The 19904-nt window shown below is 73.7% G+C and carries 12 protein-coding genes; 7 read left to right on the forward strand and 5 right to left on the reverse strand.

Annotated elements, in window-relative coordinates; translation table 11 throughout:
* Positions 1–74 precede the first annotated feature (74 nt).
* From A3CO_RS0124930 to A3CO_RS0124945, 4 genes are all read right to left on the reverse strand, one after another.
* A complete protein-coding gene (locus A3CO_RS0124930) occupies positions 75–1259 on the reverse strand; it encodes a THUMP-like domain-containing protein (RefSeq protein ID WP_018334983.1) in 1185 nt (394 codons plus the stop codon).
* A 73-nt stretch (positions 1260–1332) separates the two neighbouring features.
* Entirely contained in the window at positions 1333–2292 is a 960-nt protein-coding gene (locus tag A3CO_RS0124935; protein ID WP_018334984.1) for a class I SAM-dependent methyltransferase, read from the reverse strand.
* Positions 2292–3071: an enoyl-CoA hydratase/isomerase family protein gene (locus A3CO_RS0124940; RefSeq protein WP_018334985.1), complete on the reverse strand. Its 780-nt coding sequence runs from the start codon at positions 3069–3071 to the stop codon at positions 2292–2294. The genes A3CO_RS0124935 and A3CO_RS0124940 overlap by 1 nt, the downstream gene beginning before the upstream one ends.
* Positions 3072–3102: 31 nt before the next feature.
* Positions 3103–3867 (reverse strand): ABC transporter ATP-binding protein, encoded by a 765-nt coding sequence (locus A3CO_RS0124945; protein WP_425393423.1) that lies wholly within the window; start codon positions 3865–3867, stop codon positions 3103–3105.
* Between the two features lie 133 nt (positions 3868–4000).
* Between A3CO_RS0124945 and glgX the strand changes: the two genes are divergently transcribed.
* Both glgX and A3CO_RS0124955 read left to right on the forward strand, forming a co-directional pair.
* On the forward strand, positions 4001–6058 hold the full coding sequence (gene glgX, locus A3CO_RS0124950) for a glycogen debranching protein GlgX (protein ID WP_018334987.1): 2058 nt from the start codon (positions 4001–4003) through the stop codon (positions 6056–6058).
* A gap of 160 nt (positions 6059–6218) precedes the next feature.
* The gene (locus A3CO_RS0124955; protein WP_018334988.1) at positions 6219–7097 is read left to right on the forward strand and encodes a DUF559 domain-containing protein; all 879 of its coding nucleotides are present in this window, start codon (positions 6219–6221) and stop codon (positions 7095–7097) included.
* Positions 7098–7202: 105 nt separating this feature from the next.
* On the opposite strand, the gene glgP is transcribed toward A3CO_RS0124955, so the two are convergent.
* A complete protein-coding gene (gene glgP, locus A3CO_RS0124960; RefSeq protein WP_018334989.1) occupies positions 7203–9734 on the reverse strand; it encodes an alpha-glucan family phosphorylase in 2532 nt (843 codons plus the stop codon).
* Positions 9735–11503: 1769 nt separating this feature from the next.
* Here glgP and A3CO_RS0124965 point away from each other — a divergent pair.
* The 5 genes from A3CO_RS0124965 to glgB all read left to right on the forward strand — a co-directional run bounded on the left by A3CO_RS0124965 (position 11504) and on the right by glgB (position 19887).
* Positions 11504–13579, forward strand: a complete 2076-nt coding sequence (locus A3CO_RS0124965; RefSeq protein WP_026204982.1) for an alpha-1,4-glucan--maltose-1-phosphate maltosyltransferase — start codon at positions 11504–11506, stop codon at positions 13577–13579.
* A 190-nt stretch (positions 13580–13769) separates the two neighbouring features.
* Complete coding sequence (locus tag A3CO_RS0124970) at positions 13770–14246, forward strand: FxsA family protein (RefSeq protein WP_018334991.1); 477 nt, start codon at positions 13770–13772, stop codon at positions 14244–14246.
* 68 nt (positions 14247–14314) lie between these two features.
* Positions 14315–16087, forward strand: a complete 1773-nt coding sequence (gene treS, locus A3CO_RS0124975; protein WP_018334992.1) for a maltose alpha-D-glucosyltransferase — start codon at positions 14315–14317, stop codon at positions 16085–16087.
* Positions 16087–17523, forward strand: coding sequence for a maltokinase N-terminal cap-like domain-containing protein (locus A3CO_RS34245; RefSeq protein WP_018334993.1), 1437 nt, complete (start codon positions 16087–16089; stop codon positions 17521–17523). Before treS ends, A3CO_RS34245 begins: the two co-directional genes overlap by 1 nt.
* A gap of 99 nt (positions 17524–17622) precedes the next feature.
* Positions 17623–19887 (forward strand): 1,4-alpha-glucan branching protein GlgB, encoded by a 2265-nt coding sequence (gene glgB / locus A3CO_RS0124985; RefSeq protein WP_018334994.1) that lies wholly within the window; start codon positions 17623–17625, stop codon positions 19885–19887.
* The last annotated feature ends 17 nt before the right edge of the window (positions 19888–19904 follow it).

The raw sequence follows: 19904 nt of genomic DNA on the forward strand, positions 1-19904 counted from the left end.
ACCTGAGTCTCACCAACGCCGCCCACACCTCGACCAGCACCTTCCCGTTCTATGGAAGGAAACCTGATCGTCCTTCAGGCCGAATGGGGCATCGAGGGCCGGACCGGACGCGGGCCGTCGGCCTCGCACACGTACGCCCGCGCGCCGCGGCCGACCCGGGCCAGGACCACCGTCGCCGCCTCGGACCCCGCGAGCTTCAGCCGGGGCCGCAGCCGGTCCGGCTCGACGTCGAGCCCGCGCACCAGGATCTCCACCCGCCCCACCTCGCGACGGCGCAGCGTCTGCCGCAGCGCCTTCTCGCTGAAGGGCCCCTCCTCCAGCACCCGGAAGGCCCGCATTCCCGACGGCGGGTGGGGCCCGGTCAGGTAGGCCAGGTGCGGGTCGAGCTGGGCCAGGCCGTGCCGGGCGGCGAACTGGCGGACGAGGCCGGCCCGCACCACCGCGCCGTCGGGATCGACCAGCCACCGGTCGACCGGCGTGACCGGGCAGGAGTCGTCGTCGAGATCCGTCAGCTCCCAGGCCTCCCCGGTGGAGCCCAGCACCGTGGCCCGGCGGCGTGGCCCGTCGTCGGGAACGAGACCCGCGGACCAGAGCGCCGCCTCGCGCACCCGCCCGTCCAACGACACGAGCTCCACCTCGCGCGCCCACGGGACGAGCCCGAAGTCCAGGCCCGGTGCGGTCGACACGACGAGGTCCGGGCCCGGGAGCGACCCGAGCGGCGGGGCCATCTCGTCGGGCCGGCGCACCCGTCGACCCGACGCCGTCCGCCGCGCCGGGTCCGCGACCACCACGGAACCGCGCGTCACGGGCGCGAGCGCGTCCGCCCGGACCAGCCACGCGTCCGGCACGTTGGCGCGGGCCATCGCGAGGCGCACCGGGTCGAGATCGGAGCCGACGACGCGGGGCAGCACCGCCGACAGGGCGGCGACCTCGACGCCGACCGAGCAGGTCACGTCGTGCACCACCCGGTCCGCCGCCACGGCCGCCAGCCGGCGCGCGCGGTGCTCGGCGACCGGGACGGCCGTCGCCTGCTCGAGCGCGTCGGAGGTCCACAGCCGGCCGTCGGGGAAACGGCCGCGAGCCCGGGCCCGCAGCAGCGCCGTCTCCAGCAGCGCCGCCGCGTGCTCCTCCCCCACGAGGCGCCGGGCCGCGGCGACGTCGCGCAGCGGGTCCCCGCCCGGGACGAACGACGCCAGCGCCGCGCGCCCGGCACCCGACGTCAGGAACCCGACGTCGGGAACCGAGAAGGCGAACGCCACTGCGGCCCTCCGAGCGTGTGCCACCGCTGACGATCAGCGTCAGCGGTGGCACACGGCTGACGCTGCGGCCGACCTAGAGGGAGACCGCCGGCGCCGGCTTCACCCCGGTGACCAGCGCGTTGTAGAACAGCCCGCGCGGGACGACCCGGGAGAGCACGTGCTCGTCGACCCAGGACAGCCGTTGCCACGAGCGGTAGGCGAACATCGCCCACGAGAACCCGAGCTTCTCCGGCGGCACGGCGGCCTCGAAGGTCCGCACCGGCCAGCCGAACAGCGCCGCGGCGAACTCCTCGGTCACGCACCGCACGTCGACCGCCCCGGCCCCGAGCGCGAACCGCTCCAGTCGCTCGGGGTCGAACACGTGCTGGTCGACGACCGCCTCCAGCGCCGCCGCCCGCGACGACTCGTCCAGCTCCGCCTGCGGCCGCCGCCACCCCTGCAGCGGGCCGAGCTTCGTCAGGTTCGTCGTCGCCCACCACGTGGCCTGGCCGAGCTTGCGCGCGTAGAGGTCGCCGATCCGCGTCGGCTCCCCGGCGAACACGAACCGCCCGCCCGGCTTCAGCACGCGGAGGATCTCGCGGAAGGCCCGGTCGAGATCGGGGATGTGGTGCAGGACCGCGTGCCCGACGACGAGGTCGACCGAGTCGTCCGGCATCGGGATCGTCTCGGCGTCGGCGACCTTGCCGTCCACGTCGAGCCCGAGTCCCTCGGCGTTGCGCACGGCCACCTCGACCATGCCGGGCGACAGGTCGGTGACCGTGCCCTTCTGCGCGATCCCGCCCTGCATGAGGTTGAGCAGGAAGAAGCCGGTGCCGCTGCCGATCTCGAGGGCGTGCTCGAACGGGCCGACCTCACCCGCGACCGCCCGGAACCGGCCGACCGCGAACGAGATGCAGCGCTCGTCGTAGGAGATCGACCACTTCTCGTCGTAGGTGCCCGCCTCCCAGTCGTGGTAGAGGACGTTGGCGAGCTTGGGGTCGTTCCGCGCCGCGTCGACCTCGGCCTGGGTCGGGTGGGCGTTCGGGGCGGCCATCAGCGACCCAGGAACTGGGCCTTGCCGGGCCCGTTCTCGACGAAGCTGCGCATGCCGATGACCTGGTCCTCGGTGCCGAACAGCGCGGCGAACACCTCGGACTCGAAGTCCAGACCGTCGCGCAGGTTCATGCCCAGCCCGCGGTCGATGGCGTTCTTCGCGGCGGCGAGCGCGCGGGTCGGGCCGTTGGCGAACTGCTCGGCCCATGCCCGGGCGCGGGTGTAGACCTCGTCCGGCGCGACGACCTCGTCGACGATCCCCAGCTCCAGCGCCTCGGGCATCTTCACGAAGCGCCCGGAGAAGATCAGGTCCTTGGCCTTGGCCGGGCCGATGAGGCGGGCGAGGCGCTGCGTGCCGCCGCCGCCCGGGATGATGCCGAGGAGGATCTCGGGGAGGCCCACCGTGGCGTTGTCGCCGGCGATCCGGCGGTCGCAGGACAGCGCGATCTCGAACCCGCCGCCGAGCGCGTAGCCGGTCAGCGCGCACACCGTCGGCTTCGGGATCTCCGAGACGGCGCCGAACCCGTGGGAGAGCTCGTGGGACCGCGCGGCCATCTGCGCGTAGGTGAGGTCGGCCATCTCCTTGACGTCGGCGCCGGCCGCGAGGACCTTCTCGCCGCCGTAGACGACGACCGCGCGCACGTCCTCGCGCTGCGCCGCCTCGGCCGCGACCTGCGCCAGCTCGATGTTGACCTGGCGGTTCACCGCGTTCATCGGCGGACGGTCCAGGCGGATGGTGCCGATGCCGCCCTCGACCTCGAGGCGCACGAACTCCGTCACAGCTGCTCCTTCTGGGTTGATCGCGGCGACCCTAGCGCCGGTACGCGGTGAAGCGGCCGCGACGGCTCAGCAGCTCCAGCGGCTGGTCGAAGGCGGCCGACAGGTTCTCCGAGGTCATCACGTCGTCGAGCAGGCCCTGCGCGACGATCCCACCCTCGCGCAGCAGCATCCCGTGCGTGAAGCCCGGCGGGATCTCCTCCACGTGGTGGGTGACCATCACCATCGTCGGGCCGTCGGGGTCCGCGGCGAGCGCGGTCAGGCCCGCGACCAGGTCCTCCCGGCCGCCGAGGTCGAGCCCGGACGCCGGCTCGTCGAGCAGCAGCAGCTCCGGGTCGGTCATGAGCGCGCGGGCGAGCAGGGTGCGCTGGCGCTCGCCGGTGGACAGGGTGCCGAACGGGCGGTCGGACAGGGGCAGCGCGCCGAGCACCTCGAGCATGGCCTCCGCGCGCCCGTCGTCGACCGCGTCGTAGGACTCCCGCCACGTCCCGAGCACGCCGTAGCCCGCGGAGCGCACGACGTCGAGCACCCGCTCGTCGCCCGGCACCCGGCCGCCCAGGGCCGCCGACGCGAGGCCGATCCGCTCCCGCAGCTCGAACACGTTGACCCGGCCCATGCGCTCCCCGAGCAGGTCGACCCGACCCGTCGTCGGGTGCAGCTCGGCCGCCGCCAGGCGCAGCAGCGTCGTCTTGCCGGCGCCGTTCGGGCCGATCACCACCCAGCGCTCGTCGAGCTCCACGGTCCAGTCGATGCCGCCGACCAGCGTGTTCCCGCCGCGGCGCACCGTGACCTCGCGCATGCGCACGATCTCGTCGTCGTGCGGGCGGTCGTCGGTGGCCGGAACCGGGTCAGCGCTCACAGTGGCCATCCTCTCCGATCCGATCGGGGCGATCATGGGAGGGGACGGGGTTCATCGGGCACGATCGACCGCCATGCGCACCACCAGCCCCACGGGCACCGCACTCCGGGGGGTCGAGCTCGGGGAGGACGGCACCCTGTCGGTCGCCGTCCCCGCGACGTCGACCGCCGAGGCGGTCGAGGTGTGCCTGTTGGCGGACTCCTGGGAGTCCGGTCGCCGGGTGGAGCTCGTTCCCGACGACGACGGCTGGTGGCGCGGGCAGGTCCCCGACGTCGCGCCGGGAACCGGGTACGGCCTGCGGGTCCACGGGCCGTGGTCGCCCGGGACCGGGGTGCGCAGCAACCCGGCGAAGCTGCTGGTCGACCCCTGGGCCCGCCGGGTGGACGGCGCCTTCACCTCGCTCGGGGCGGCGCTCGCCCACGTCGACGACGACCCGTTCGGCCGGGCCTCCGTGCTCGACTCGGCCGGCCGGGTGCCGTACGCGCTGGTCCCGGAGCCGTCACCCGTCGTCGGGACGGGGAGGCCGGAGGTCCCGTGGCGGGACACGGTGATCTACGAGACGCACGTGCGGGACCTCACGATGCGCCACCCGGAGGTGCCCGAGGCGCTGCGGGGCACGTTCGCCGGGGTCGCGCACCCGGCGGTGATCGAGCACCTCACGCGGCTCGGGGTGACGACGGTGGAGCTGCTGCCGGTGTTCGCGAACGCGCCGGAGCCGTCGCTGCTGTCCCGCGGGGCGCACAACCACTGGGGCTACTCGACGCTCGCCTACCTCGCGCCGGAGCCGCGGTACGCGTCGGTGCGCGGGCAGGAGATCGCGGAGTTCCGGGCGATGGTCGACACGCTGCACGCGGCGGGCCTGGAGCTCGTGCTCGACGTGGTGTTCAACCACTCCTGCGAGGGCGGGGTCGGCGGGCCGTCGCTGTCCTGGCGTGGGCTGGACGCGCCGTCGTGGTACCAGATCGGGCCGGACGGCCGGGACATCGACTTCACCGGGTGCGGCAACACCTTCGACGCCGGGTCGCCGCTGGTCGAGGCCCTGGTACTGGACTGCCTGCGGTACTGGGTGACCGAGATGGGCGTGGACGGCTTCCGGTTCGACCTGGCATCGACGATGGGCCGGCCCGGCGGATCCGGCTTCTCGCGGGACGCGCCGCTGCTGACCGCGCTGGCGTCCGACCCCGTGCTGTCGCAGGTCAAGCTGATCGCCGAGCCGTGGGACGCGACCGGCGAGGGCTACCAGGTCGGCGGGTTCGGCGCGGTGTGGGCGGAGTGGAACGGCCGCTACCGCGACGGCGTGCGCGACTTCTGGCGGCGCCACGGCGCGGTGTCGGAGATCGTCACGCGGCTGGCGGGCTCCTCGGACATCTACTGGCCGCGTCGGGGCCCGTGGGCGTCGGTGAACTTCGTGACCGCCCACGACGGGTTCACCCTGCGCGACCTCGTCTCCTACGACCACAAGCACAACGAGGCCAACGGCGAGGACAACCGCGACGGCACCGACGACAACCGCTCCTGGAACGGCGGCGTCGAGGGCCCCTCGGACGACCCGGGGATCGTGGCGCTGCGGGACCGCCAGACCCGGAACCTGCTGGCCACGCTCGGCCTGTCCGCCGGGACCCCGATGCTGCTCGGCGGCGACGAACTGGGCCACACCCAGCACGGCAACAACAACGCCTACTGCCTGGACGACGAGACGTCGTGGCGGTCGTGGTCGTCGGCCGACCCTGCCCTGGCGGCGTTCGTGGGCCGCGTGTTCGCGCTGCGCCGATCGGTGCCCGAACTGCGCCGCGACGACTTCTTCTACGGCCACTCCGACCTGCCGCCGGGCGAGGTGCCGGACATCGTGTGGCTCTCCGAGACCGCCCGCGAACTCGGCGCCGAGGACTGGGGCCACCACAAGGAGACGCTCGTGGTGCGGGTCCGCTCGTCGTCCCCGGTGCTGCTCGTGCTGCACTCCGGGGAGGGCGACGTCGACGTGGAGCTCCCGACCTGGCTCGGCGACACCACGTTCGTCCCGGACCTGACCTCGGGCACGCCCGACGGGGTGCCCGCGTCGGTCGAGCCGCTGCCCGCCGGCGCGACCGTGACCGTCCCGCCGCACTCGTTCCTGGTGTTCCGCTCGGTCTGAGGGGCCCCGCCCCCGACTTGTGTGGCACCGGGTGCACCCAGGTGCCCTGCGTGTCACACAAGTCGGATCGCCAGGAGATCGTGGGAGCCGTCCGGCCTGTCGCTGCGTCCGAGCCCGTGTGGGGAACGGACAGCTGGGCGCGGCTCGACTGCGCCGTCAGATGCAGGACCAGGACGGCGTTGCCACCGTCCGGCAGGCGAAGGACGCCGGCTACTCGAAAGTGGTGATCGCCGGCAAGGTCCGGCGCGGCGAGTGGGAGCGGCCGGCACACGGGGTGCTGCGGACGACCGATCACCCGATCACCCCGAGGTCCCGCATCCGCGTCGCCATGTTGTCGGTCGGCGCCGACGCGACCCTCGTCGGACGGTCCGCCGCCTACTGGTGGCAGATGACGGACATCGCGCCGGTCGAGGTCGAGGTCGCCGTCCCGAAGCGCAGTCAACCGCGCCGTCGCCCGGGCGTGAGCACGATCCGCCGGGACCTGTCCCCGTGCGATCGGGTGTCCGTCGACGGGCTCCAGGTCACGAAGAAGGCCGCCACCGTCCTGGCCGCGGTCGCCGCCCTCGGGCTGCTCGCCGGGGCCAAGTTCATGGATCGGGTGCTGCAGAAAGGGCTGGTCGCCCTCGATGCGCTCAGGGAGAGCCACGAGAGCAGCCGGGGACGTCATGGCGCCCCCGTCTGCGCGACGCTCCTGGCCCTGGCTGCCGGTGGAGCCCGGTCCGAGGCCGAACGGATGGCACACCGGGTCCTGCGGGAGGCGGGCCTCACCGGATGGGAGGCCGACCACCGCGTGATGTTGCCCCGCCAGGGTCCCGCCGTCCTGGACCTGGCGTTCCTCGAACAGCGGGTCCTCGTGGAGATCGACGGCTGGGCCTACCACCGCGATCTCCGCGCCTTCCTCCACGACACCCGACGACAGAACGCCCTGGTGCTCGCGGGCTGGGTCGTCATCAGGACGAACTGGCACGAACTGAAGGAACGCCCCGACGTGTTCGTCCTGACCGTCCGCGCCGCGCTCGCCGACCGAGTCCGGTCCTGACCTGTGTGGCGCGACGTGCACCTGCCGTGCCCCGACGCCACACAAGTCCGGGGCACATCCCGACGACGGGCCGGGGGCGACCCTGGACCCGTCGTCGGGAAGGGCCTACGCCGGGAGGACGACCTTGCCCAGCTCGACGGGCGAGGCGAGCAGCTCGTTCGCCGGGAGGACGCGGACCGTGTAGCCCAGGACGCCGGCGTGTGGGAGGGCGACGGTGGCCTCGAAGGTCTCGGTGTCGCCGGACGAGCCGACCGGGACCATCGGCTCGACGACCGAGGCCGACAGCTCGTCGTGGTCGTCGGCGCGCCCGACCACGGCCTGCACGAGCACGTCGGAGGTCGACAGGCCGCCGAGCTCGACGGACGCGCGGACGGTCATGGGAGCACCGAGCACCGGGGTGTCGGCGGCACCGGACGCGTCGACCTCGGCGACCCGCACCGACGGCCACGCGGCGTCGAGGCGGGCGCGGAAGTCGGCGAGCTCCTTGGCGCCGGCGTACCCGGAGGCGTTCACGCGGCGGGCGGCCCGGGCGGCGGGCGCGTACCAGTCGGTGACGTAGTCGGTGACCATGCGCGTGGCCTGGACCTTCGGGGACAGCGTGGCGAGCGTGTGGCGCACCAGCGCGGTCCAGCGGTCGGGCACGCCGTCGGCGCCGCGGTCGTAGAACAGCGGCGCGACCTGGGTGGACATGAGGTCGTAGAGGGCGGCGGCCTCGATGTCGTCGCGGCGGTCGGGGTCGTCGACGCCGTCGGCGGTGGGGATCGACCAGCCGTTGCGGCCGTCGTAGAGCTCGTCCCACCAGCCGTCGCGGACCGACAGGTTCAGCCCGCCGTTGAGCGCCGACTTCATGCCCGACGTGCCGCACGCCTCGAGCGGGCGCAGCGGGTTGTTCAGCCAGACGTCGCAGCCCCAGTAGAGGTAGCGGGCCATCGACATGTCGTAGTCCGGGAGGAACACGATGCGGTGGCGGATCGCCGGGTCGTCGGCGAACCGGACCATCTCCTGGATGAGCCGCTTGCCGGAGTCGTCGGCCGGGTGCGACTTGCCGGCGATCACCAGCTGCACCGGGCGCTCGGGGTCGAGCAGCATCGCCTTCAACCGCTCGGGGTCGCGCAGCATGAGCGTGAGCCGCTTGTAGGTCGGCACGCGGCGGGCGAAGCCGATGGTGAGGACGTTCGGGTCGAAGACCCGCTCGGTCCAGCCCAGCTCCGGCTCGGAGGCACCGCGGTCGAGCCACGACGCCCTCACCCGACGCCGGACCTCGTGCACCAGGCGGGACCGCAGCTGGCCGCGGACCTCCCAGAGCAGCGAGTCGGAGACGCCGAACAGCTCCGGGCCGGCGCCGGCGGCGGCCGCTCCCGCCGTCAGGCCGATCATCTCGCGGGCGGTCCAGGTGGGGCCGTGCACGCCGTTGGTCACCGAGCCGATCGGCACCTCCGGGGCGTCGAACCCACCCCACAGCGACGAGAACATCCCGCGGGAGACCTCGCCGTGCAGCTGCGAGACACCGTTGGAGCGCTGGGCCAGCCGCAGGCCCATGTGCGCCATGTTGAACATGTCGGAGTCGGGCTCGCGGCCCAGCGCGAGCACCCGGTCGACGCCGATGCCCGGCAGCAGGTCGGCGGAGAAGTAGTGCTCCACGAGGCCGATCGGGAAGCGGTCGATGCCGGCGGGCACCGGGGTGTGCGTGGTGAACACGGTGCCGGCGCGGACGGCGGCGAGGGCCTGGTCGATGTCGAGACCCGCCGTCGTGACCAGTTCCCGCATGCGCTCGAGGCCGAGGAACCCGGCGTGGCCCTCGTTGGTGTGGAACACCTCGGGGGCCGGGTGGCCGGTGACGCCGCAGTAGGCACGGACCGCGCGCACCCCACCGATCCCGACGAGGATCTCCTGCCGGATGCGGTGCTCGGCGTCGCCGCCGTAGAGGCGGTCGGTGATCTGGCGCAGGTCGGCGTCGTTGTCCTCGATGTCGGCGTCGAGGAGCAGCAGCGGCACCCGGCCGACGGAGGCCACCCAGACGCGGGCGCGCAGCACGCGGCCCTCGGGCATCCCGACGTGCACCAGCAGCGGCGTGCCGTCCGACCCGGCCAGCAGGTGCAGCGGCAGGCCCTGCGGGTCGAGCGCGGGGTACTGCTCCTGCTGCCAGCCGTCGAGCGAGAGCGACTGCCGGAAGTAGCCGGAGCGGTAGAGCAGGCCGACCGCGATCAGCGGCACGCCGAGGTCGGACGCCGCCTTGAGGTGGTCGCCCGCGAGGATGCCGAGACCCCCCGAGTAGTTCGGGAGCACCTCGGAGACGCCGAACTCCATCGAGAAGTAGCCGATGCCGGCGGGGAGGTCCTGTCGACCCTGGTACCACCGCGGCTCGGTCAGGTAGGCGCGCAGGTCGTCGGAGACCTCCCGCACGCGGGCGACGAACGCGTCGTCCTCGGCGAGCGCGGCGAGGCGGCCCGGGCTGACCTCGCCGAGCAGACGGACGGGGTCACCCCCGCCGCGGCGCCAGGCCGTCTCGTCGACCGCGGCGAACAGATCCTGCGTCGGACCGTGCCAGGTCCAGCGCAGGTTGGTCGCGAGGTCCTGCAGCGGCGCGAGCGCGGCCGGCAGCTGGGCGCGGACGGAGAAACGACGCAGTGCTCTCACGGGGTCGAAGCCTAGGCAAACCCTTCCGACGCGCCGTCATCGCCCGTCGCGGCTGGATCGATTCCCTGGCTACCCTGCGTGGCGTGAGCGTGCTGGGGAGATGGTGGCCGTCCGGACGACGGTCCGAGGGCGAGTACGGCGAGAGCGGGACGGGCGGGTTCGAACGGGTCGAGCCCCCGGCCGAGGAGAACGCCGCACCGCGACGTAGCGAGCCGTGGAGCGGTCGGTTCCGGGCGATCGTCACCGGTCGACGGCCCGACGCGGAGGGTCCCGACGACGGGTCGTCCCCGGCCGGGCCGGACGCCCCCGAGGCGGGGTCCGGTCACTGGGGCTCGGACGGCGCGGCCGCGGCGGAGGACCTCCCGCCGCGCTACGACCCGCGCGACCGCCCGTCGCCGACCCGCCGGTCGTGGGGCTCGTCGGGCGAGGTCGAGCTCGGGCCGCCCCCGCCGCCCGACGCGTCCGTGAACCCGGGCCTGCCGTCGGGCCCGATCCCGATCCCCGGCCACGCGCGTCCCGCGGCCCGCGACGACCGGCGCCGGGGTCACGACGGCGGGTCCCTCGACGCCTCGATCGCGAACGGCCCGACGATCCCGGCGACGCCGGTGCCGCAGGTCGACCGCCCGCGGCCGGCCCCGGCCGGTCCCCCGGCCGCCCCGGCGTGGTCGCGGTCGACGAACACCGGCGGCTTCCGGGCCGTCGTGCCGCCATGGCGTCGGCCCGTGGTGCCGCAGGCCGGCGCAGACACCCCGGCCCGCCCCGGTGGCCCCGTGCCCGCACCCGCACCCGCACCCGCCGAGGCGCCCACCGCGTCCACCCCGCGCCCGGACGCATCGAGCGCATCGAAACCGGCCGGTTCGGGTAGGGCGACCGACATGAGTTCGTCCGCCGATCGGCCGACCACCGAGCACGGTGCGTCCTCGCCCACCCGCTCCGCCGGGGCCGGCGGGCGCGCCGACGACGCCCCACTCACCTCCCCCGGACGCCACCACCGCGCCGACGCGCCGGTCCCGCCGGCCGGGTCGGTCGGGTCGGTCGGGTCGGTCGGGTCGGACGACCCGGTCACGTCCCCGGCGGCCGACGGCTCCGGTCTCCCGGCCCGTGACGTGCACGCCGGCAGCACCTCCGGCTCGACCGACGACCTCGACCTGCAGCGTCGCGGTGCGGCCGACGAGCCGCTCGACGAGCCCACCCCGCGGACGCCGGACACGTCGGGCGGGTCGACCGGGTCGGGTGCCGCGCTCGGCGCCGTCGCCGCCGGAGCGACCGTCGCGGCCGGTGCTGCGACGGCGGCCGCCGCGACCCCGGGCCGTGCCGAGCAGATCACCGACGCGGAGTGGACCCCGGCCGAGCCGACCACCGCGAAGCACCCCGGCGCCGACGGGCTCCTCACGAGCGGCTCCACCACGCCCCCGGCACCCGAGCCGGCCGCGCCCGCCGTCGGGAACGCCGCACCGGAGACCGCCGCAACCGAGCCCGACGGGCTCCTCACGAGCGGCTCCACCAAGCCCGCCACGCCCGCCGTCGGGAAGGCCGACGAGGACACCCCGGTGGCCGACGAGGACACCCCGGTGGCCGACGAGCCCGAGGTCGCCGCGCCGACCGCGGCCGAGACCGCCGGCGCCGCGCCCGCCGAGGCCCCGGCGAGCACGGTCGCGGACGCGATCGCGCAGGCCGACCCCGAGCCGGCGCCGACCCCTGCCCGCACCAGCGGCACCCTCGGCACCGCCGACCTCGCCGCCGAGCGGGCCCGCCTCGCGCAGGGTCGGCTGGGGATCGACGAGGTCACACCCGAGGTGTCGGGCGGGCGGTTCCCGTCGAAGGCGGTCGTCGGGGAGGTCGTCCCCGTGACCGCGACGGTCTGGCGCGAGGGCCACGACGCCATCGCCGCCACCCTGGTCTGGCAGCGCTGCGCGGACGTCGACCACGCCGACGCGGAGGCGGTCGCGACCGCGCCCGTCGTCGGGGACGAGCGCAGCGTCCGCATGGTCAGCCTCGGCAAGGACACCGACCGGGCCGCGGCGAGCCTCGTGGCCGACACGGAGGGCCTCTGGCGCTTCCGGGTCGACGCGTGGAGCGACCCGTGGGCCACGTGGCGCCACGCCGTCGAGGTGAAGGTCGCGGCCGGTCAGGGACCGGGCGAGCTGGCCAACGACCTCGAGAGCGGGGCCCGGCTGCTCGAACGGGGCGCCGCGCAGATCGAGGACCGCTCCTCGGCCGACGAGGTCCCCCACCAGCCCGCGACCGAGGCGACGACGCCGCTCGAGATGCCGCCGTCGTTCGCGTTCGCCACCGCGCTGCGGGAGGCGGCCGCGTCGCTGCGCGACACCGAGCGCCCGCTCGTGGAACGCCTGGCCAAGGCCCTCTCCGAGCCCGTGCAGCACACGATGACCGAGCGCCCGGTGCGGGAACTGATCACGCGCGGGGCCGACCACCACGTGCTCGTGGAGCGCCCGCGCGCCCTCGACGGCGCCTGGTACGAGTTCTTCCCGCGCTCGACCGGCGGGTGGGACGCGGACGGCAGGCCGGTGCACGGCACGTTCGTCACCGCGCAGCGCGAGCTCGAGCGGGCCGCCGCGATGGGCTTCGACGTGGTGTACCTGCCGCCGATCCACCCGATCGGCGTGGTCAACCGCAAGGGCCCGAACAACACGCTGACGCCGGGCCCCGACGACGTCGGGTCGCCCTGGGCGATCGGCTCGGCCGACGGCGGGCACGACGCGGTCCACCCGCAGCTCGGGACGATCGACGACTTCGACGCGTTCGTCGCGCGGGCACGGGAGCTGGACCTCGAGGTCGCCCTCGACTTCGCCCTGCAGTGCGCGCCCGACCACCCGTGGGCGGCGTCGCACCCGGAGTGGTTCAACGTCCGTCCCGACGGCACCATCGCCTACGCCGAGAACCCGCCGAAGAAGTACCAGGACATCTACCCGGTCAACTTCGACACCGACCCGGCCGGCATCTACGCCGAGTCGCTGCGGGTGGTCCTGTACTGGCTCTCCCACGGCGTGCGCGTGTTCCGCGTGGACAACCCGCACACCAAGCCGGCCGACTTCTGGTCCTGGTTGATCGCCAAGGTCCACGAGGTCGACCCGGGCGTGGTGTTCCTCGCCGAGGCCTTCACCCGCCCCGCACGCCTGTTCGGGCTCGCGAAGGCCGGGTTCAGCCAGTCCTACTCGTACTTCACGTGGCGGACCGGCCGCGACGAGCTGCGCGAGTTCTTCGAGATGCACCGCGACCGCATCGACGAGGCCCGCCCGAACTGCTTCGTCAACACCCCGGACATCCTCCACGAGTCGCTGCAGACCGGCGGCCCGGGCATGTTCGCGATCCGGGCGACGCTGGCCGCGATGCTGGCGCCGAGCTGGGGCGTGTACGCGGGCTTCGAGCTGTTCGAGTGGCAGCCGGTGCGGTCGGGCAGCGAGGAGTACCTGGACTCGGAGAAGTACCAGCTCCGGCCCCGGGACTTCGACCGCGCGCTCGCCGAGGGCCGCAGCCTGCAGCCGTGGATCACGCGGCTCAACGAGATCCGCCACGCCCACCCGGCGGTGCGCCAGCTGCGGACGCTGCGGTTCCACGAGACCGACAACGACGCGCTGCTGGCCTGGTCCAAGACCGACCCGGTCACCGGCGACACCGTGATCGGCGTGGTCACGCTCAACCCCTTCGGCGCCGAGGAGGGGACGCTGCACCTCGACATGGCGGCGCTCGGCCTCGACCCGTTCGCGCGCTTCGGGGCGTACGACGAGGTCAGCGGCCAGGTGTTCGACTGGGGCCAGGCGAACTACGTCCGACTCGAGCCGTGGCGCGACGTCGCGCACATCGTGTCGGTGCAGAAGCGGTAGCGGCTCACCCGTCGGACCTGACGAACGGGTCGTTCGTGGCCTCTAGCTGCACGAACGGCCCGTTCGTCCGTCTCCGGGGCCTTCCCGACGCCGGGTCCGGGCACTTTCGCGGCGCCCCGCACGTTGGACGGAGCGACAGATCCGACGGGGCGAGCTCCGCTTCGCCCCGTCTCCCTCCCTGGAGGTAGCCGTGCCGCTCCTGCTCGCGTTCCTGGCCTACGTGGCCCTGGAGGTCTGGGTCCTGGTCCTGGTGGGCCAGGCGGTCGGGTTCCTGGGGCTGCTGGGCCTGTTGGTCCTCTCCGCCGTCGTCGGGGCGTGGGCGCTGCGGCGTGAGGGCCGGCGCTCCATCACCGAGCTCGGGCGCGCGGTGCAGAGCCGCCGCCCGGCCGAGGCGCAGGTCGCCGACGGCATGTACGTCGCGCTGGCCGGCGTGCTGCTCGTGGTGCCGGGCATGCTCTCGACGCTCTCGGCGCTGGTGCTGCTCGTCCCGCCGGTGCGCCGTGCCCTCGCTCGTCGGGCCGCGGCCCGCTCGGTCCGGGCCGGCAGCGCCAGGATGGCCCCGTCCGTCGTCGTGATCGGGGGTGGCGCCCCCACCGCGCGGCGGCCGGAGCAGGGCGCGCCGATGGTCATCGAGGGCGCCCCGGCCGACCCGGACGGGGACCGCTGAGGCAGGGGACACAATGAACCCCGTCCGGTGCGGCACGGGGGCGGGTCCGACCACTACCGTGGCGCGCGATGAACGACGGGACCCCCAGCGCGCCCACCAGCACCCATGTCGCCGAACCGGGACACGAGGTCGTCGAACCGAGCGCGGAGGACTTCCGCCGCGCGCGCCAGCTGCCGGTCGAGGACGACTGGTACAAGCGGGCCGTCTTCTACGAGGTCCTCGTCCGCGCCTTCGCCGACTCGAACCGCGACGGCTTCGGTGACCTGCGGGGCCTGACCGACAAGCTGGACTACCTCGCGTGGCTCGGCGTCGACTGCCTCTGGCTCCCGCCGTTCTACGACTCGCCGCTGCGCGACGGCGGGTACGACATCCGCGACTACCGCAAGGTGCTGCCGGAGTTCGGCACCGTCGAGGACTTCGTCGAGTTCGTCGACCAGGCGCACGCCCGGGGCATCCGCGTCATCACCGACCTCGTCATGAACCACACCTCCGACCAGCACGTGTGGTTCCAGGAGTCGCGGCGCGACCCCGACGGCCCGTACGGCGACTTCTACGTCTGGTCCGACGACGACACCCGCTACCCCGACGCGCGGATCATCTTCGTCGACACCGAGGCGTCGAACTGGACCTACGACTACGTGCGCGGCCAGTTCTTCTGGCACCGCTTCTTCTCCCACCAGCCGGACCTCAACTTCGACAACCCGGCCGTGTGCGAGGCGATGATCGACGCGCTGCGGTTCTGGCTGGACCTCGGCATCGACGGCTTCCGCCTCGACGCGGTGCCGTACCTGTTCGAGCGCGACGGCACGAACGGCGAGAACCTCCCCGAGACCCACGCGTTCCTGAAGCGGTGCCGCAAGGTCATCGACGACGAGTACCCGGGCCGCATCCTGCTCGCCGAGGCCAACCAGTGGCCCGCCGACGTCGTCGAGTACTTCGGCGACCCGGAGGCCGGCGGCGACGAGTGCCACATGGCGTTCCACTTCCCGCTGATGCCCCGCATCTTCATGGCGGTCCGGCGCGAGTCGCGGTTCCCGATCTCGGAGATCCTCGCGCAGACCCCGGAGATCCCGCACAACGCGCAGTGGGGCATCTTCCTGCGCAACCACGACGAGCTGACCCTCGAGATGGTCACCGACGACGAGCGCGACTACATGTACGCGGAGTACGCGAAGGACCCGCGCATGAAGGCCAACATCGGCATCCGCCGCCGGCTGGCCCCGCTGCTCGACAACGACCGCAACCAGCTCGAGCTGTTCACCGCGTTGCTGCTGTCCCTCCCGGGTAGCCCCGTCATCTACTACGGCGACGAGATCGGGATGGGCGACAACATCTGGCTGGGTGACCGCGACGGCGTCCGCAGCCCCATGCAGTGGACGCCCGACCGCAACGCGGGCTTCTCCTCGTGCGACCCGGGGCGGCTCAACCTGCCGATCGTCATGGACCCGGTGTACGGCTACCAGGCCGTCAACGTGGAGGCGCAGTCCAACTCCAGCGCGAGCCTGCTGCACTGGAACCGGCGCATGATCGAGATCCGGCGCCAGCACCCGGCGTTCGGGCTCGGCGACTTCCACGAGCTCGGCGGTTCCAACTCGTCGGTCCTGAGCTACGTCCGCCAGACCGTCGACGCCGACGGCCACCGCGACGTGGTGCTCTGCGTCAACAACATGTCCCGTTTCCCGCAACCCGTGGAGCTCGACTTGATCGCCTGGAAGGACTGGACGCTCACCGAGTTGACCGGAGGCGTCCCCTTCCCACCGATCGGTGAACTGCCCTATCTGCTGACGCTGCCGGGGCACGGCTTCTACTGGTTCTCGATCCAGCCCGGGCAGGAGCGGTGATGAGCGCTCCGACCCTCGACGCCCTGCTGCCCGCCCTGACCGACTGGCTTCCGGGCCAGCGCTGGTTCGCCGCCAAGGACCGCACCGTCTCAGGGGTCCGCCTGGTCGGCCAACAGGAGATCACGCCCGCCGACGCGGTCCCCGCGGTGGCCCACGCCGTGATCGCGGTGTCGTTCACCGACGACGGCCCCACCGACCGCTTCCAGCTGCTGCTCGGCTCGCGGCCGGAGGTGTCCGGCGAGCTCGAGCACGCCGTGATCGGCCGCGTCGGCGACCGCGTGGTCTACGACGGTCTCGCCGACGGGGAGATCAGCCGCCTGCTGCTCTCGCTGATCGTCTCCGACACCACGGTCGGGTCGCTGCACTTCGTCCCCGAGCCCGGCACCGAGGCCCCGATCGTCGGCCCCGGGCGCCCGCTGCTCGGCGAGCAGTCGAACTCGTCGGTGATCTACGGCGAGCGCGCGATCATGAAGCTCTTCCGCCGCGCGACGCCGGGCCTCAACCCCGACCTCGAGCTGCACCGCGCGCTGCGCCGCGAGAACTCCCGCGAGGTCGCGCCGCTGCTCGGCGCGATCGAGGGGGAGATCGTTCCCGACGACGGGGGTGCTCCGGTGCCGATGACCGTCGCCATGCTGCAGGACTACGCCGCCAACTCCGCCGACGGCTGGTCGATGGCGCTGACCAGCGTCCGGGACCTGCTCGCCGAGGGCGACCTGCGCCCCGACGAGGTGGGCGGCGACTTCGCCGGCGAGGCCCACCGGCTCGGGAAGACCATCGCGAGCGTCCACATCGAGCTGGCCCGTGCCCTGGGCACCGAGCGGCTCGGCGCCGACGGTGTCGCGGCGGTCGCCGACTGGATGCTCGAGCGGCTCGACCTCGCCGCGGGAGCCGTCGAGGCCGTCGCCGCGCAGCGCGAGGAGATCGCCCGCGTGCTGAACGGCGTCCGGGCCGCCGACGACGAGGGCCTGCTGGTCCAGCGCATCCACGGCGACCTGCACCTCGGCCAGACGCTGCGCACCCCGCGCGGCTGGCTCGCGATCGACTTCGAGGGCGAGCCGTCCCGCCCGCTGGACGACCGCGTCCGCCCGGACTCCCCGCTGCGCGACGTCGCGGCCATGCTCCGCTCGTTCGACTACGCGGCGTTCCACCAGCTCGCCGAGTGGGAGACCGGGGCCGAGGCGCCCGCCTACCTGCAACGCCGCGCCCAGGAGTGGGCCGACCGCAACCGGTCCGCGTTCTGCGACGGCTACGCCGCGATCGCGAGCACCGACCCGCGCGACCAGCTGGCCGTGCTGCGCGCCTACGAGCTCGACAAGGCCGTCTACGAGGCGCTCTACGAGACCCGCAACCGGCCGAACTGGCTGACCATCCCGCTGCGGTCGATGGCGCGGCTCGTGCACGACACCGATCCCGCGCGCGGGGCCTCGGACCACTAGGACGCCCCGACCCTCCCCTCACCGCGCGCCCGGTTCCCGCCCCCGCCGTGCGGGGTAGGAGAACCGCACCAGAACCCGACCCCGGAGTGCGCACCACCGATGACCCGCCCCACCCCGACGTCCGGCCCCCTGCCCGTCGCCCCCGGCGAGCTCGACGTGCACCTGCTCGTCGAGGGCTCGCACCGCGACCCGCACAGCGTGCTCGGCCCGCACCGCCGCCCGCAGAATCCCGGCACCGTCGTCGTCCGCACGTTGCAGCCGGGCGCCGACGAGGTCGACGTCGTCGTCGAGGCGGGCCCGACGGCGGGTCGCTACCCGCTCGCCCCCGTCGACACCTCCGGCCTGTTCGCCGGCCCCGTGCCCGGACCGCTGCCGCACTACCGGCTCGCGGTGCGGACCACGGACGAGTCCGGCGGGGACGCCCACGGCGACGCGACCGAACGCATCGTCGACGACCCCTACCGCTTCTCCCCCGTGCTCGGGCCGGTCGACCTGCACCTCATCGGCGAGGGCCGCCACGAGCGGCTGTGGGAGGCCCTCGGGGCGCACTTCCGCCGCTGGCCGACGCCGTCGGGGCCGGTCGAGGGGACGTCGTTCACGGTGTGGGCGCCGAACGCCCGCGGTGTGCGCGTCGTCGGGGACTGGGCGCCCGAGCACGGCAGCTGGGACGGCGCCGCCACGCCCATGCGCGCGCTCGGCTCCGGGGTGTGGGAGCTCTTCCTCCCCGGCGTCGGGCTCGGCACCCGCTACGGCTTCCGCATCCTCACCCCCGCCGGCGTGTGGCTCGACAAGGCCGACCCGATGGCGTTCGCGGCGGACCTCCCGCCCACCCCCGCCTCGGTGGTCACCGCCTCGACCCACACCTGGGACGACGAGGCCTGGATGACCCGTCGTCGGGAATCCCGGGCGCACGCCGAGCCGATGAGCGTGTACGAGCTCCACGCCGGCTCGTGGCGCCAGGGCCTGACCTACGCCGAGCTGGCCGACGAGCTCGTCGGCTACCTCACCGAGCGCGGCTTCACCCACGTCGAGCTGCTGCCGGTCGCCGAGCACCCGTTCGGCGGGTCGTGGGGCTACCAGGTCTCGTCGTACTACGCGCCCTCGAGCCGGTTCGGGACGCCCGACGACTTCCGGGCCTTCGTCGACACCATGCACCGCGCCGGGATCGGCGTGATCGTCGACTGGGTGCCCGCGCACTTCCCCCGCGACGAGTGGGCCCTGGCCCACTTCGACGGCACGCCCTGCTACGAGCACGGCGACCCGCGCCGCGGCGAGCAGCTCGACTGGGGCACGCTCGTCTTCGACTTCGGGCGCTCCCAGGTCCGCAACTTCCTCGTCGCGAACGCCCTGTACTGGCTCGAGGAGTTCCACGTCGACGGCCTGCGCGTGGACGCCGTCGCCTCGATGCTCTACCTGGACTACTCGCGCTCGGAGTGGGTGCCGAACAAGTACGGCGGGCGCGAGAACCTCGAGGCGGTGTCGTTCCTCCAGGAGTTCAACGCCACCGTCTACAAGCACCACCTCGGCGTCGTGACGATCGCCGAGGAGTCGACCGCGTGGCCCGGCGTCACCCGCCCGACCCACCTCGGCGGCCTCGGCTTCGGTATGAAGTGGAACATGGGCTGGATGCACGACACGCTCGACTACGTCATGCGTGACCCGGTGCACCGCGGCTACCACCACAACCAGATGACGTTCTCGCTGACCTACGCCTGGTCGGAGAACTACGTGCTGCCGTTCAGCCACGACGAGGTGGTGCACGGCAAGGGTTCGCTGTGGACCCGCATGCCCGACATGGGCCGTGGCGACCACGGCAAGGCCGCCGGGCTGCGGGCCCTGCTCGCCTACATGTGGGCCCACCCCGGTAAGCAGCTGCTGTTCATGGGTCAGGAGTTCGGGCAGGTCCGGGAGTGGTCCGAGGAGCGCTCCCTGGACTGGGACCTGCTCGACGACCCGCTGCACGCCGGGGTCGCGCGCCTCGTCTCCGACCTCAACGCCGCCTACCGGGCGCATCCGGCGATGTTCGTCGCCGACACCGACCCGGCGGGCTTCTCCTGGATCGACGCCAACGACGCGGGCGGCAACGTCTTCTCGTTCGTGCGGCACGACCCGACGGGCGGCCCGGACGTGGTGTGCGTGGCGAACTTCGCCGGGATCGTGCACGACCGCTACCGGATCGGGATGCCGCAGGCCGGCCGCTGGCGCGAGGTGATCAACACCGACGCGGAGATCTACGGCGGCGACGGGGCGGGCAACTTCGGCTCGGTGTTCGCGGCCTCCGTGCCGCAGCACGGCCGACCCGCGTCGGCGGAGATCACCCTGCCCGCCTCCGGGATGCTGTGGCTGGTGCACGAGGGGGCCTGAGCACCTCCCGGTGCAAG

The sequence above is a fragment of the Actinomycetospora chiangmaiensis DSM 45062 genome (assembly GCF_000379625.1).
GTDB lineage: Bacteria > Actinomycetota > Actinomycetes > Mycobacteriales > Pseudonocardiaceae > Actinomycetospora > Actinomycetospora chiangmaiensis.